The sequence below is a fragment of the Nocardioides sp. TRM66260-LWL genome, assembly GCF_020075545.1.
GTDB lineage: Bacteria > Actinomycetota > Actinomycetes > Propionibacteriales > Nocardioidaceae > Nocardioides.
The window spans coordinates 916,794-930,262 of sequence record NZ_JAIQZK010000001.1; the positions used below are offsets into that span (position 1 = coordinate 916,794).

Sequence of the window (13,469 nt, forward strand, 5' to 3'; positions counted from 1 at the left end):
CGTGTGACCTCCGCCGAGTCCGCCGAGCAGCCGACGCCCACCCCGCCGCCGCGGCACTGGGAGGCCGACGTGCTCCTGCGCGACGGGGGCACCGCGCACATCCGCCCGATCACCCCCGACGACGCGCAGCTGCTCGTCGAGTTCTACGCGCGGGTCTCCGAGCGCTCGAAGTACTACCGGTTCTTCTCGCCGATGCCCGAGCTCTCCGACCGCGACGTCGTCCGGTTCACCACCGTCGACCACCACGACCGCGTCGCGCTGGTGCTGACGCTGCAGGACCAGATGATCGCGGTCGGCCGCTACGACGTCGTCCGCCCCGGCGAGGCCGAGGTGGCCTTCCTGGTCGAGGACGCCCACCAGGGCCGCGGCATCGGCCAGCTGCTGCTCGAGCACCTCGCCCAGGCCGCCCGCGAGCGCGACCTCGACCGGTTCGTCGCCGAGGTGCTGCCCGACAACGTCCGGATGATCCAGACCTTCCGCGACGCCGGCTACCGGGTGGCCAGCGAGTACGAGGACGGCGTCCTCGTACTCGAGTTCCCGATCACCCCCACCGACACCGCCATCGGCGTCATGCAGGACCGCGAGCACCGGGCCGAGGCCGCCTCGATCGAGCGGTTCTTCAACCCGCGCAGCGTCGCGGTCATCGGCGCCTCCCGCCGCTCCGACACCATCGGCCAGACCCTGGTGCGCAACCTCGTCACCGGCGACTTCACCGGCCGCGTGTACGCGGTGAACCCCTCCGCGCGGGCCGTCTCGGGCCTGCCCACCTACGCCTCGGTCAACGAGATCCCCGACGAGGTCGACGTCGCGATCGTGGCGGTGCCCGCCGAGGCGGTGCAGGACGTCGTGCTCGACTGCGCGGCCAAGGGCGTCCACGGGCTCGTGGTGATCTCCTCGGGCTTCGCCGAGACCGGCGAGGAGGGCCGGGCGCGGCAGCGCCGGCTCGTGGGCCTGAGCCGCTCGTACGGCCTGCGGCTGATCGGCCCCAACTGCCTCGGCGTGATCAACACCGACCCCGCGGTGTCGATCAACGCCTCGCTGTCCTCGGTGATGCCGCCGCGCGGTCGCGCCGGGTTCTTCTGCCAGTCCGGCGCGCTCGGCTCGGCGATCCTGGAGAAGGTGCAGAACCGCGGCCTGGGCCTCTCGACGTTCGTCAGCGCCGGCAACCGCGCCGACGTCTCCGGCAACGACCTGCTGCAGTACTGGGAGGAGGACGACTCCACCGAGGTCGTCCTGCTCTACCTGGAGTCGATCGGCAACCCGCGCAAGTTCTCCCGCATCGCCCGGCGCGTCTCGCTGCGCAAGCCGATCATCGCGGTGCGCTCGGGCCGCACGACGCAGGGCGTCCCGATGGGCCACGCGGTGCGGCGCATCGCCGCCCCGCCGCCGGCCGTCGACGCGATGTTCCGGCAGGCCGGCATCATCCAGGTCGACACGCTGGAGGAGATGTTCGACGTCGCCCAGCTCGTGGCCCACCAGCCCCTGCCGCGTGGACGCCGGGTCGCGATCGTCGGCAACTCCGACGCCCTGGGCCTGCTCGCCGCCGACGCCGCGGCCGCCGTCGGGCTGGTGGTCAACCGCTCCGTCGCCCTCGGTGCCGAGGCCACCGCCGAGGACTTCGAGGACGCCCTCGACGCCGCCATCGACTCGCCCGACGTCGACTCGGTCGTCGCGGTCTACATCCCGCCGCTGAACGTCTCCGGCGAGGAGGTCGCCAACGTGCTCGCCGCGATCGGCGAGCAGTCCGACAAGCCGCTCGTCTCCACCTTCCTCGGGGTCGAGGGCGTGCCCGAGCTGCTCCGGGTGCCCGACGTCGCCGGCTCGACCGCCGGCCGCGGCTCCGTGCCGTCCTACCCGGCGGTCGAGGCCGCGGTGCGCGCGCTGGCCCGCGTCGTCGAGTACGCCGTGTGGCTGCGCGCGCCCGAGACCGTCCCGTTCGAGGACGACGGGGTCGACGAGGAGGCCGCCCGCGCCGAGGTGAGCCGGCTGCTCACCGAGCACCCCGACGGCACCGACGTGCCGCAGGACGCGCTGACCCGCCTGCTCGGCGCGTACGGCATCGACCTGTGGCCGACGCTGCCGGCCGTCGACCTCGAGGAGGCGCGGGCCGCGGGGGCCTCGCTCGGCTGGGACGTCGTGCTGAAGGCGACCGCCGACCACCTCCGCGAGCGTCCCGACCTCGCCCACGTGTGGCGCAACATCGACTCCGCCGAGGCGATGGGCGACGCCTGGCGCGCGCTCGTCGAGCTCGTCGGCGACGCCGACCGCGCCGGATTCGTGGTGCAGAAGCACGCCCCGCCGGGCGTCCCGATCACGGTGCGCAGCTTCGAGGACCCCCTCTTCGGGCCGGTCGTCTCCTTCGGCATCTCCGGCCCGATCATCGAGCTGCTGGCCGACAAGGCCTACCGCATCCCGCCGCTCACCCCGCGCGACGCCGCGGCGATGGTGCGCGAGATCAAGTCCGCGCCGATGCTCTTCGGCTACCGCGGCAGCGACGTCGTCGACGTCGCGGAGGTCGAGCGGCTGATCCTGCGGGTCTCCCAGCTGCAGCACGACCTGCCGCAGATCAGCTCCCTCGAGCTCGGCCTGGTGCTCGCGGGCGCCGACGGCTCGACGGTGCTCACGGCGTCGGCGCGGGTCGACAGCGTCGGCGACGCGCGCTCCGACTGGTTCGTGCGGCGCATGCCGACGCCCATCGGCGACACCCTGCCGACCTGACCCGCCGCCGCGGTGACAGACTCACCCGCATGCGCACCACCCGCACCGACGACGACCGGCCCCGGGACCGCCAGCGCGACCTGCGCGCCAGCATCGACCGCACCGGCTACTACCCCGACATCGTCGCGGCGGCGGTCGAGGACGCCGTGGCCGGCGAGGCGGTCGTCTCCTACTTCGTGCAGCACGAGCCGACCTTCGAGCACGACGAGGTGCGCCGGCACCTCTCGGTCGTGGTGCTGACGCCCTCGCGGCTCGTCCTCGCCCACACCGACGAGCACCCGGGCGACGACCTGCTGCCCGAGCCCTACACCTCGACCTCCACCGAGGCGGTCGCGCTCGACGCGGTGAAGTCGGTGGTGGTCACGCGCATGGTCACCAGCCCGGCGAAGGGCCCGGGACGGCTGGCCGAGGTGAACCTGACGGTCGGCTGGGGCGGCGTCGCCCGCGTCGACCTCGAGCCCGCCGGCTGCGCCGACCCCGAGTGCGACGCCGACCACGGCTACACCGGCACGCTGTCGTCCGACGACTTCACCCTGCGGGTGTCCGCGGCCGCCGACGGGCACGACGCGGTGGGCGAGCTGGTCGCCTTCGCCGCCGCGCTGTCCGCGCGCACGCACGTCGGCGCCTGAGGCGTGCCCGCCGTCCCGGAGTCGGGCGAGGGGTTCCTCGAGCCGGCCTACGGCGAGCGCTCGCTGGGCGACGTCGTCCCGGCGGTGGCCCGGGCACTCGGCGTCGCCTGGGACGAGCCCCGCCCCGGCGCGCTCGCCCTGCCGGAAGCCCGGGCCTACGTCGTCTTCCTCGTCGACGGGCTGGGCTCGCGGCTGCTCGAGCGGTACGCCCACGCCGCGCCCTACCTCTCCTCGCTGCGGTCGGCGGCGCCCGGCACCACCTGCGCGGTGCCGTCGACGACCGCCACCAGCCTCACCTCCCTCGGCACCGGCCTCGTGCCGGGCGCCCACGGCGTCGTCGGGTTCACCAGCCGGGTGCCGGGCACCGACCGGCTGCTCAACGCGCTGCAGTGGGACAAGCGCGTCGACCCGCTGGAGTGGCAGCCGCACCCCACCTCCTTCGACCGGCTCAGCGCGGCCGGCGCCTCGGTCACGGTGGTGAACAAGCGCGAGTTCCGCGGCAGCGGGCTCACCGTGGCCGCCCATCGCGGCGGGGAGTACGTCGGCGCCGACCGGGTCGGCGAGCGGATCGCCGCTGCGCTGGCCGCCACCGCCGATCGCGCCGAGCGCCCGGCGCTGGCCTACCTCTACGACGGCGACCTCGACTGGACCGGCCACCGGCACGGCGTCGCGTCCATCCCGTGGCTCCAGCAGCTCGCGATGATCGACGCCGAGGCCGAGCAGCTGCGCGAGTCGCTGCCGTCCGACGTCCGGCTGGTCGTCGTGGCCGACCACGGCATGGTCGACTGCCCGCCGGAGAGCCGCGTCGACGTCGACGCCGTCACCGGCCTGCGCGACGGCGTGCTGCTCCTCGGCGGCGAGGCGCGGTTCCGGCAGCTCTACTGCGCTGGGGGAGCCGTCGACGACGTGATCGTCGCCTGGCGCGAGGTGCTCGGCGACCGCGCCGAGGTGCTCGCCCGCGACGACGCGGTGGCCCGCGGCTGGTTCGGCACGCCGGACCCGCGGGTGCTGCCGCGGCTCGGCGACGTCCTCGTGGCGTGCCGCGATGACGTCGCGGTGCTCTCGACCGTCGACTGGCCCTACGAGGCGACCCTCGTGGGCCTCCATGGCTCGCTGACCCCGGCCGAGATGCTCATCCCCGTGCTGGTCGACTGATCGACCCGCCCGGCGCCGGGCCGGGTGGCCGGGCGATGCCTCGGCGGTCGGGCGATGCGTCGGTGGTCGAGCTTGTCGAGACCCCTGGGCGGACGCAGGGCGGCGGGCGCGAGCGGTCGGGTGCGGGGATCTCGACAGGCTCGATCAGCTCGGTCGGCGGCGGCGCCAGGGCAGCCACCGGCGCCGCACTCGCCACCGTCGGCCCTCGGGATCCCGCACGCGCATCGGATGTCCTTCCCTCGGTCTCAGCCGAACGGCAACGGCTGCTCGGGCGCCAGCGAGACCGCTCGGGCGCGGGCGGCCGTCAGGCGACGCCGGTGGTGCTGGCGGCAGAGCACCTCGTAGGCGACGTCGGTCTCGGCCTCGGAGACCCCGGCGAGCGTCGGCTGGCCGGGATCCGTCGGCTGGTCGATGTCGCCGACGACGATGACGTCGCCCTCGACGACCATGACGCCGTTCTCGGTGCGGGCGTTGTGCGTGGCTCGCTTGCCGCACCAGCACAGCGCCTCCACCTGGAGGGCGTGCATGCGGTCGGCGAGCTCGACCAGGCGCGCGGAGCCGGGGAACAGCTGGGTGCGGAAGTCGGTGAGGATGCCGAAGGCGAAGACGTCCAGCTGCAGCTCGTCGACGATCTTCGCGAGATCCTCGACCTGGGCGCCGGTGTAGAACTGCGCCTCGTCGCACACCAGGTAGTCGAGGCGTCCGCCGCGGGTCAGGGTGTCGACCACGTGGCGCCAGAAGGAGAAGCCGGGGTCGACCTCGATCGCCTCGTGCGTGAGGCCGAGTCGGCTGGAGATCAGGCCGCGGCCCGCGCGGTCGCGGGTGACGAAGATGTGCCCGACGCGGCCCCGTGCGGCGTGGTTGTGGTTGGTCTGCAGGGCGAGCGTGCTCTTGCCGGAGTCCATCGTGCCGGTGAAGAAGTGCAGCTCGGCCATGGGCGCAGATCCTGCCACGGACCGCTGCGGCAGCACCCGGCAGGATGGACGGCATGACCGGCCCGCTGATCTCCGCCCACGAGCTCCTGGCCCTGCTCGCCGCGCCGCCGTCGGCGGCGGCGCTGCCGACGCTGCTCGACGTCCGGTGGCGCCTCGGCGGGCCGCCGGGGGAGACCGAGTACGCGGCCGGCCACGTGCCCGGCGCCGTCTACGTCGACCTGGACGCGGCGCTGGCCGCCCCGCCGGGTGCCGGCGGTCGGCACCCGCTGCCCCACCCGGAGGACTTCGGGGCCGCGATGCGCGCCGCCGGCGTGCGCGCGGACCGGCCGGTGGTCGTCTACGACGACTGGTCGGGCCTGGCCGCCGCCCGCGCCTGGTGGCTCCTGCGCTTCCACGGCCACGCCGACGTGCGGGTGCTCGACGGGGGCTGGGGCGCCTGGGTCGCCGCCGGCGGGCCGCGTCAGGCGATCGTGCCGCGGGTCGAGCCCGGCGACTTCACCGCGTGTTCGGGCGCGCTGCCGGTCGTCGAGGCGGACGAGGTGCCCACCGTGGCGACGCTCGTCGACGCCCGGGCGCCGGAGCGGTTCCGCGGCGACGTGGAGCCGGTCGACCCGGTGGCCGGCCACATCCCCGGCGCCGTCAACGTGCCGACCTCGACGAACCTGCGCGCCGACGGCACCTTCCGCTCGGCCGACGAGCTGCGGGCGCTCTACGCGGCGGCGGGCGTCACCGGCGAGGACGACGTCGCCGTCTACTGCGGCTCCGGCGTCACCGCCGCGCACGACGTGCTGGCGCTGGAGCTGGCCGGCGTCACCGCCGCGCTCTACCCGGGCAGCTGGAGCGGCTGGATCACCGACCCCGCGCGTCCGGTCGAGCGGGGCTGACCCGCCAGCGGCGGTGGCTGGACAGGACGCATGTAACGCGGGGTTCGCCTGATCTGTGCACCCCATATACGGGGTGCACAGATCGCCTGAACCCCGCGTTACAGCGGTCCGAGGTCGCCCGTCAGGGGAGCCGCTCGGCGGTGGCGATCACCAGTGCACGCCCTTGAACAGCCGCGCGAGGAGGATCTGCTCGCTCTCCCGCGAGCCCTCGGCCTGGCCGCGGGCGGCCGCGGAGTCCGGGAACACGTGGTAGGCCAGGTTGAGCACCCGGAACGCCACCTGCGGGGCGACGGTGTGGGCGATCGCGCCGGCGTTGCCGAGCAGCGTGTTGATCTCGTGCGGGCGCTCGACCATCGCCTCGACCAGCAGGTCGGCGGCCTGGGCGGGGGAGATGGTGGGGAACTTGTCGTAGATCTTGGTGGGCGCGATCATCGGCGTCCGCACCAGCGGCATGTGGATGCCGGTGAAGGTGATGCCCTCGCCGATCAGCTCCGAGGACACCACGTTGCTCCACGCGTCGAGCGCTGCCTTCGAGGCGATGTAGGCCGAGAAGCGCGGCGGGTTGGTCTGCACCCCGATCGACGAGACGTTGACGACGTGCCCGCCGCCGCCGGCGCGCATGGCCGGGATCAGCCCGATGACCAGCCGGATCGCGCCGAAGTAGTTGAGCTGCATGGTGCGCTCGAAGTCGTGGAAGCGGTCCTGGGAGAGGCGCAGGGAGCGGCGGATCGAGCGGCCGGCGTTGTTCACGACGAAGTCGACCGACGGCAGGTCCTCGGTCAGCTGCTCGCACAGCCGGTCGATCGCCTCGAGGTCGGAGAGGTCGCAGGGGTAGACGTGGGCGGTGCCGCCGCGCAGCTCGATGGTCGCCCGGGTCTCCTCGAGCTTGTCCTTGCCGCGGGCCACGAGCACGGGGATGCCGCCCGCCTGGGCGACCTTGAGCGCCGTCACCTGGCCGATGCCCGACGACGCGCCGGTGATGACGACGTGCTTGCCCGCCAAGGCGCGCCGGGCGTCGGCGTCGCGGCCGGTGGAGTCGTCGAGGTGCTCCTCCCAGTACGTCCAGAGCGTGCGGGCGTAGCTCTCCAGGTCGGGCACCGCGATGCCGGAGCCGGCCAGCGCCCGCTCGGTGGCGCGGGAGTCGAAGACCGCGGTGAACGAGCTGTGGCCGAGCACCTCAGCAGGGATGCCGAGCCGCGAGGTGAGCGGGTCGAGCACCGACTGGACGGCCTTCGTCTGCACCGCCGCGTTGAAGGCCTGCAGCGGACGCAGCCGCCGCGGCACCAGGCTGAGCGGGGCCGCCAGCGGGCCGGCCAGCCCGCCGAGTCGGCGATCGATCGGGGTGAACAGGCGCGGGGCGCCGGCGGCGGAGCAGAACGCGTTCAGCGTCTCGACGACCGGCTGCGGCTCGGGGTTCACCAGGTGGAAGGCGCGGCCGTCGTGCCCGGGCAGGTGGGCGAGGTGGTCCATCGCCTTGGCGACGTAGTCGACCGGCACCATGTTGGTGTCGCCGAGGTCGACGCCCACCAGCGGCAGCCACGACGGCAGCCGGTCGCGCAGCGTCTTGACCAGCGGCAGGAAGTAGTACGGGCCGTCGACCTTGTCCATCGCGCCGGTCTCGCTGTGCCCGACGACGATCGCCGGCCGGTAGACCCGCCACGGCACCGCGCACTCCTCGCGCACGATCCGCTCGGACTCGAACTTCGTCCGGTGGTAGGGCGACGGCAGGCGCTGGCCCTCGTCGAACATCTCCTCGGTGAACACGCCGTGGTGCTCGCCCGCGGCCGCCACGGACGAGACGTGGTGGAAGCAGCCGGCCTGCACGGCCTCGGCCAGCTCCAGGGCGTGCCGGGTGCCGCCGACGTTGAGCACCTCGTTGGTCGCGTCGTCCGCGGTCATGTCGTAGATCGCGGCCAGGTGCATGACGTGGTCGATCGTGCCGGCGTGCTCGGCGATCCAGGCCGGGTCGACGCCGAGCGACGGCGCCCCGAGGTCGCCCACGACCGGACGCACCCGGTCGCCGCCCCAGCGGCGCATGAGGGTCTCGAGCCGGCCCAGCGAGCCCGCACGGACGAGCACGTGGATCTCGCCGTCGCGGTGGGCGAGCAGCTCCTCGACGAGGTGGCGTCCGATGAACCCTGTGGCGCCGGTCACGAAGTACGACATGCGCGGAGGGTACTCCCGCGGACGGGTCGCGCCAGGGGAGTCCGCTCAGCAGTCCCGCCGCCAGTCCCGCCGGTCGCGGCCGGTCGCGGTCACTCCTGCTTGCCGCCGCCGAACATGATCTCGTCCCAGCTGGGCACCGACGCGCGTCCGCGCCGGCCCTTGGCCGGGCGACGCGGCGCCGTCGGCGGCTGGTCGGCGGTGGCCGGGAGGGTCTCGGTGTCGTCCTGGGCCTCGGGCGGGGCGACCTCGGCGGCGCCCGCCTCGGCGGCCTCGCCGGCGCGTCGCCGCTCGTCGGCGACGACGTCGGGCTCGCGGGCGGGGTCGGGCGCCTCGGTCTCGAGGAACGCCTCGACCGGGTGGCTCTCAGCCTCCTGCACCAGCCCCAGCGCGTCGTCGCCGAGCAGGGGCTGGTCGGCGACGGAGGCGCCCGGCTCGTCGCGTCCGGCCAGGCGGCGCCGGCGGACGTCCTCGAGGTCGTCGCGCGGGGCCGGCGCCTGCTCGAGGACCTCGCCGACCAGCCAGCGGGCGTCGTCGTCCTCGAGCAGCACGAAGCTGCCCGGCATGTCGTAGGTGAACCGGGCGGTGCCGGTGCGCTTGATCGTCGCGAACTCCGCGGTGAGGGTCCAGCGGCCGTCCTCGCGGCGCCAGGCGTCCCAGACGACGGACTCGGGGTCGACGTCCTGACCGCGCAGGTGCGCGGCGACGGCGTCGCCCAGGATCCGAGCGCCGCCGCCGGCGTCGGCGCCGCGGCGACGCAGCGAGGAGCGCTGCGCCCGCTCGGCGACGTGCTGGCGCTCGGCGAGCACCGGCCCGGCGAAGGGGAGGATGCGCTCGAGGCTGGTCTGGGCGGCCTCGGCCACGGCCTCGGGGGTCTCGCCGGCTCGGATGCGGGCCTGGATGTCGCGGGGGCGCAGGACGCTGTCCATGGGGATCTCCAACTGGCCGAGGCGTGAGGTCTCGCCGCGCAGGGCGGCGCGCAGACGGTGGTCGACGTCGAGGGTGAACTCGTTCCCGGCGGGGTCGACGAGCAGGAGTCGTCGGCGATCGGCGCTCATCCCGGCCAGGGTCAGGTGCACCGTGCGTCCACCTCCCCTGCGCTCGTACGGCCCGGGTGCCGTCTGGGGGCCGAGCCTACGCCAGCGGACGGACGCGGCCGCGCAGGCGGGCGGGTGCGCCGCGCCGCTAGGGTTCGGCCCGTGGCGACCCCGAGTGCCGGCTCCATCCTCGTCGTCCTCGACCTCGTGGGCATCGCCGTGTTCGCGATCTCCGGCGCGCTCGTGGCGGTGCGCAAGGAGCTCGACCTGTTCGGCGTCCTCGTGCTCGCCGGCGCCACCGGCCTCGGTGGCGGGTTCCTGCGCGACGTGCTGATCGGGGCGACCCCGCCGGCGGCCCTCGACGACTGGCGCTACCTGCTCGTGCCGACGGCCGCGGGGCTCGTCACCTTCGTCTACCACCCGACGCTGGGACGGATGGAGCGGCTGGTCACGTTCTTCGACGCCGCGGGCCTGGCGCTCTTCTGCGTGGCCGGGGCGCTCAAGGCGCTCGACTACGGGCTGAGCCCGCTGCCGGCGGCGCTGATGGGCATGACCACCGGCATCGGCGGCGGCATCCTGCGCGACGTGCTGGCCGGCCGGGTGCCGGTGGTCTTCCGCGGGGAGCTCTACGCCACGCCGGCCCTCGCCGGGGCCGGCGTCGCGGTGGTCGCCCACGAGCTCGGGGTCACCGCCCTGGTCGGGACGGTCGGCGGCGCCGCGGTCTGCCTGGTCTGGCGGCTGCTGGCCGTCCGCCGCGGCTGGCAGGCCCCGATGCCCTCGGGGCCCGCCAGCGTGTGAGGCCTCAGCCGAGCCGCTCGCCGGTCGGCAGCACCAGTCCGTCGGGGGAGTCCAGGCGCACCTCGGTGCCACAGGCCCGCGAGTAGACGTCGCAGCGCAGCAGCGCGTACGGCCCCTGCGCGGCCTCGGCGGCGAGGACGGCGACGGTCGAGTCGTCGATCCAGCGGTACACCGTGGAGAAGTAGGCGTAGCGCGAGCCGACGTCCGGGGTGAGGTCGAGGTCGGCCTTCCCGGTCGCGCGCACGACGGTGACGTGGTCGAGATCGGGGGCGTAGCCCGAGCCGGTCGGCGACACCAGTCCACGCGAGCCCAGGATCGGACGGCCGTCGGTGGTCAGCGTGCGGGTGCGACCGTCCTGGTCCGTCGCGGTGGTGCCGTCGCCGACGGTCCGCACCACCGTGCCGCCGCGCACGTCGACGACCCAGTCGCCGGCGCCACTCGGGAGGGGCGCGACCTGCTGGGCCCCCGGTGAGTCGAGCCGCATCGGGAAGACGCCCTCGGCGAGCCGCACGTAGGCCGTGCCGTCGGAGATCGAGATCAGCGGGGAGGCGTCCGTCGTGCCGAGTCCGGCGAGGGAGGTGGTCCGCGGCGCGCTGCCGTCGTCGAGGAGGCTGACGACGTGCAGCTGCACGTCCCCGGCGCGGGGAGCGGTGACCCAGCCGACCCAGGCGTAGCCGTCGGTGACCAGCCGCGGCGCGAAGCGGTCGCCGATCGGCGGCGCGCTCGGGTCCAGCAGGGTCTCGTCAGGGCTGCCGGCGTCGAGGCGGCGGACGCGGCCGTCGGTGCCGAGCACGATCAGCCCGTCGGCGCTCTGGAGGAAGGCGTCGACGCCGTGGGCGGGGCGCACGGTCTCCTCGCCGAGGTGGACGACGCCGTCGCGGGCCCAGGCCAGCGGCGCGTCGGAGGTGGGGGCCGGGCCGGTGGAGGTGCCGGCGGGCTCGAGGTCCCGCGAGGCCGGGGGACGCGACCCGACGGCCAGGCCGAGGCCCGCGCCGATCACGGCGAGGGCCGCCAGGGCGGCGACGCCGGAGGCCATCCGGCGGCGGGTGCGTAGACGGTTGCCGCGGCCGACGACGGCGTCGAGGTCGACGGCGCGGAAGGACGGCGCGTCGGCGGCGCGGTCGAGGCGCTCGCGCAGGTCGGGCAGGTCGGGGGTCTCGGTGCTCATCGGGTCGCTCCGGGGATGTCGGTGGGGTCGCTCGGGCCGGTGCCGCGAGCGGTGCCGGCGGTGCCGCCGGCGTGGTGGGGGTCGGCGGCGTCGGGGCCGACCAGGCCGGGGTCGAGCCGCAGCTTCGCGAGCGCGGCGGAGACCTGGCTCTTCACGGTGCCGACGGCGCAGCCGAGCACGTCGGCGGTCTGCGCCTCGGTGAGGTCCTCGTAGTAGCGCAGGACGACGGCGGCGCGCTGGCGGGCCGGGAGCCGGCGCAGGGCGTCGACGACGCGGCCGGTCTCGGCCAAAGCGTCCCCGGGGTCGCGCAGGTGGTCGGGCACGCGTGCCGGCGGACCGGCCGGCGTCTCCGGGAGCTCGCCGGTGGCCCGCTCGCCGCGCCAGGAGCGCCGGCGCGACCAGCTGATCGCGGTGGTGGTCAGGGCCCGCCGGACGTAGGCCTCGGGGTCGTCCTGCTGCTGCACCTTCGACCAGCGCGCGTAGGTCTTGGCCAGCGCCTCCTGGACGAGGTCCTCGGCCAGGTGCGCGTCGCCGACGAGCAGGTAGGCGCAGCGCTGCAGGGCGTGCTGACGGGCGTGGACGAAGGACGCGAAGTCGGCGTAGCCGCCGTCGGGCGCGCCCGCGCGACGGGGCCGGTCGACCTCGGGTGGCGGTGCGGCCATCGGAGCAGCCTCCCGGACGGCTGGGGGCGAGATGTGGGGAACGGTCACGTCCCTAGGACGCGACGGGGGCCTCGGAGGGTTCGTCGGTGCGGCGCGACTCCGGACCGGCGCCCTCGGGTGAGCCGGACGCCGCGGATCGAGGCACCACCTGGGCCGCGAGCGCCGCGACGACGCCCGCCGTCAGCGACACCAGGTAGGCCGCCGAGGCGCCGTGGGCGTCGATGACGACGCCGCTGATCGTCGCCCCCGGGGCCACCCCGGCGACCAGGCCGGTCTGGGCGATCGCCATGCCCTCGGTGAGCCGTGCGGCCGGCACCGAGCGCTCGATCAAGGAGAGCCCGGCCACCATCGTCGGGGCGATCGCGACCCCGCCGACCAGCAGGAGCAGGCCCATGAGCGGCAGGGAGTCGACGAGGAACAGCGGCGCCATGGCCAGCGCCATGCCCACCGCCCCGATCCGCAGTCGGGACGCCGGGCCGCGCCGCCAGGCGATCGCGCCCGTCACCAGGCCCGACACCATGCTGCCCAGGGCCCACAGCGCCAGCAGGCCGCCCGACCAGGAGCGGTGGCCCTGCTCGTCGGCGAACGCGACCGTCGTCACCTCGGCGGCGCCGAACAGCACGCCGAGCGCGGCGAACACGACCGCGAGCGGCAGCACGGTGCGCCACGGCATCGGCGGGCGCGGGCCGTCGGTGCCGGCGCGCCGCACCGGCGGCTCGGTGCCGCGCTGCGCGGCGAAGGCGAGGCCGCCGACGGTGCCCGCGACGGTGGCCGCGGCGACGCCGGCGATCGGGTCGACCGCGGTGGCGAGCACCGTCACCAGGATGGGGCCGGTGATGAAGACCGCCTCGTCGAGCACCGACTCCAGGGCGTAGGCGGTCTGCACCTGCGGCGGGGCGTCCAGCACGTGCGACCAGCGGGCCCGCACGCACGAGCCGATCTGCGGGAGGCTGCCGCCGGCCAGCGCGGCGGTGACGAAGGTCGCCGTCCGCGGCCAGTCGGCGCTGACGCTGACGACCAGCAGGCTCATCGCGACGGCGAACACGACGCTCGCCACCGCCAGCACGCGGCCCTGGCCGACGCGGTCGAGCAGGCGTCCCTGCAAGATCGCCAGGACGGCGTTGCTGACCATGTAGGCCGCCGACACCGCGCCCGCGACGCCGTAGGAGCCGGACTGCGCCTGCACCAGCAGGACGATGCCGAGCCCGGCCATCGAGATCGGCAGTCGGGCGACGAGCCCGGTGGCGCTGAAGGCCAGCGCGCCGGGCCGGGAGAGCACCTGGCGGTAGGAGGACAGCACGCCTCGACGGTAGGCCGAGC

General features: G+C 75.1%; 11 protein-coding genes. 5 read left to right on the forward strand and 6 right to left on the reverse strand.

Annotated elements, in window-relative coordinates:
* The first annotated feature begins 3 nt into the window (after positions 1–3).
* Genes K8Z61_RS04390 through K8Z61_RS04400 form a run of 3 tightly spaced genes read left to right on the forward strand, consistent with a single transcriptional unit; the run spans position 4 to position 4,502 of the window.
* On the forward strand, positions 4–2,718 hold the full coding sequence (locus K8Z61_RS04390; RefSeq protein WP_224126900.1) for a bifunctional GNAT family N-acetyltransferase/acetate--CoA ligase family protein: 2,715 nt from the start codon (positions 4–6) through the stop codon (positions 2,716–2,718).
* A gap of 29 nt (positions 2,719–2,747) precedes the next feature.
* Entirely contained in the window at positions 2,748–3,347 is a 600-nt protein-coding gene (locus tag K8Z61_RS04395; RefSeq protein ID WP_224126902.1) for a DUF5998 family protein, read from the forward strand.
* A 3-nt stretch (positions 3,348–3,350) separates the two neighbouring features.
* Positions 3,351–4,502: an alkaline phosphatase family protein gene (locus K8Z61_RS04400; protein ID WP_224126903.1), complete on the forward strand. Its 1,152-nt coding sequence runs from the start codon at positions 3,351–3,353 to the stop codon at positions 4,500–4,502.
* 245 nt (positions 4,503–4,747) lie between these two features.
* On the opposite strand, the gene K8Z61_RS04405 is transcribed toward K8Z61_RS04400, so the two are convergent.
* Positions 4,748–5,437 carry a thymidine kinase gene (locus K8Z61_RS04405; RefSeq protein WP_224126904.1) on the reverse strand — a complete coding sequence of 230 codons (690 nt, stop codon included), beginning with the start codon at positions 5,435–5,437 and terminating at the stop codon, positions 4,748–4,750.
* A 53-nt stretch (positions 5,438–5,490) separates the two neighbouring features.
* On the opposite strand from K8Z61_RS04405, the gene K8Z61_RS04410 reads away from it, so the two are divergent.
* The gene (locus tag K8Z61_RS04410) at positions 5,491–6,321 is read left to right on the forward strand and encodes a sulfurtransferase (RefSeq protein ID WP_224126906.1); all 831 of its coding nucleotides are present in this window, start codon (positions 5,491–5,493) and stop codon (positions 6,319–6,321) included.
* Positions 6,322–6,468: 147 nt separating this feature from the next.
* Here K8Z61_RS04410 and K8Z61_RS04415 read toward each other — a convergent pair whose 3' ends face one another.
* On the reverse strand, positions 6,469–8,487 hold the full coding sequence (locus K8Z61_RS04415) for an SDR family oxidoreductase (protein ID WP_224126907.1): 2,019 nt from the start codon (positions 8,485–8,487) through the stop codon (positions 6,469–6,471).
* Positions 8,488–8,576: 89 nt separating this feature from the next.
* Positions 8,577–9,563, reverse strand: a complete 987-nt coding sequence (sepH, locus tag K8Z61_RS04420) for a septation protein SepH (RefSeq protein WP_308116742.1) — start codon at positions 9,561–9,563, stop codon at positions 8,577–8,579.
* A gap of 120 nt (positions 9,564–9,683) precedes the next feature.
* On the opposite strand from sepH, the gene K8Z61_RS04425 reads away from it, so the two are divergent.
* A complete protein-coding gene (locus K8Z61_RS04425; protein ID WP_224126911.1) occupies positions 9,684–10,319 on the forward strand; it encodes a trimeric intracellular cation channel family protein in 636 nt (211 codons plus the stop codon).
* 4 nt (positions 10,320–10,323) lie between these two features.
* Here the strand turns inward: K8Z61_RS04425 and K8Z61_RS04430 are convergent, their stop codons facing one another.
* Genes K8Z61_RS04430 through K8Z61_RS04440 form a run of 3 tightly spaced genes read right to left on the reverse strand, consistent with a single transcriptional unit; the run spans position 10,324 to position 13,449 of the window.
* Positions 10,324–11,487, reverse strand: a complete 1,164-nt coding sequence (locus K8Z61_RS04430) for a hypothetical protein (RefSeq protein ID WP_224126913.1) — start codon at positions 11,485–11,487, stop codon at positions 10,324–10,326.
* Entirely contained in the window at positions 11,484–12,149 is a 666-nt protein-coding gene (locus K8Z61_RS04435; protein WP_224126915.1) for a SigE family RNA polymerase sigma factor, read from the reverse strand. The genes K8Z61_RS04430 and K8Z61_RS04435 overlap by 4 nt, the downstream gene beginning before the upstream one ends.
* A 52-nt stretch (positions 12,150–12,201) precedes the next feature.
* A complete protein-coding gene (locus K8Z61_RS04440) occupies positions 12,202–13,449 on the reverse strand; it encodes an MFS transporter (RefSeq protein WP_224126917.1) in 1,248 nt (415 codons plus the stop codon).
* Positions 13,450–13,469: the final 20 nt, after the last annotated feature.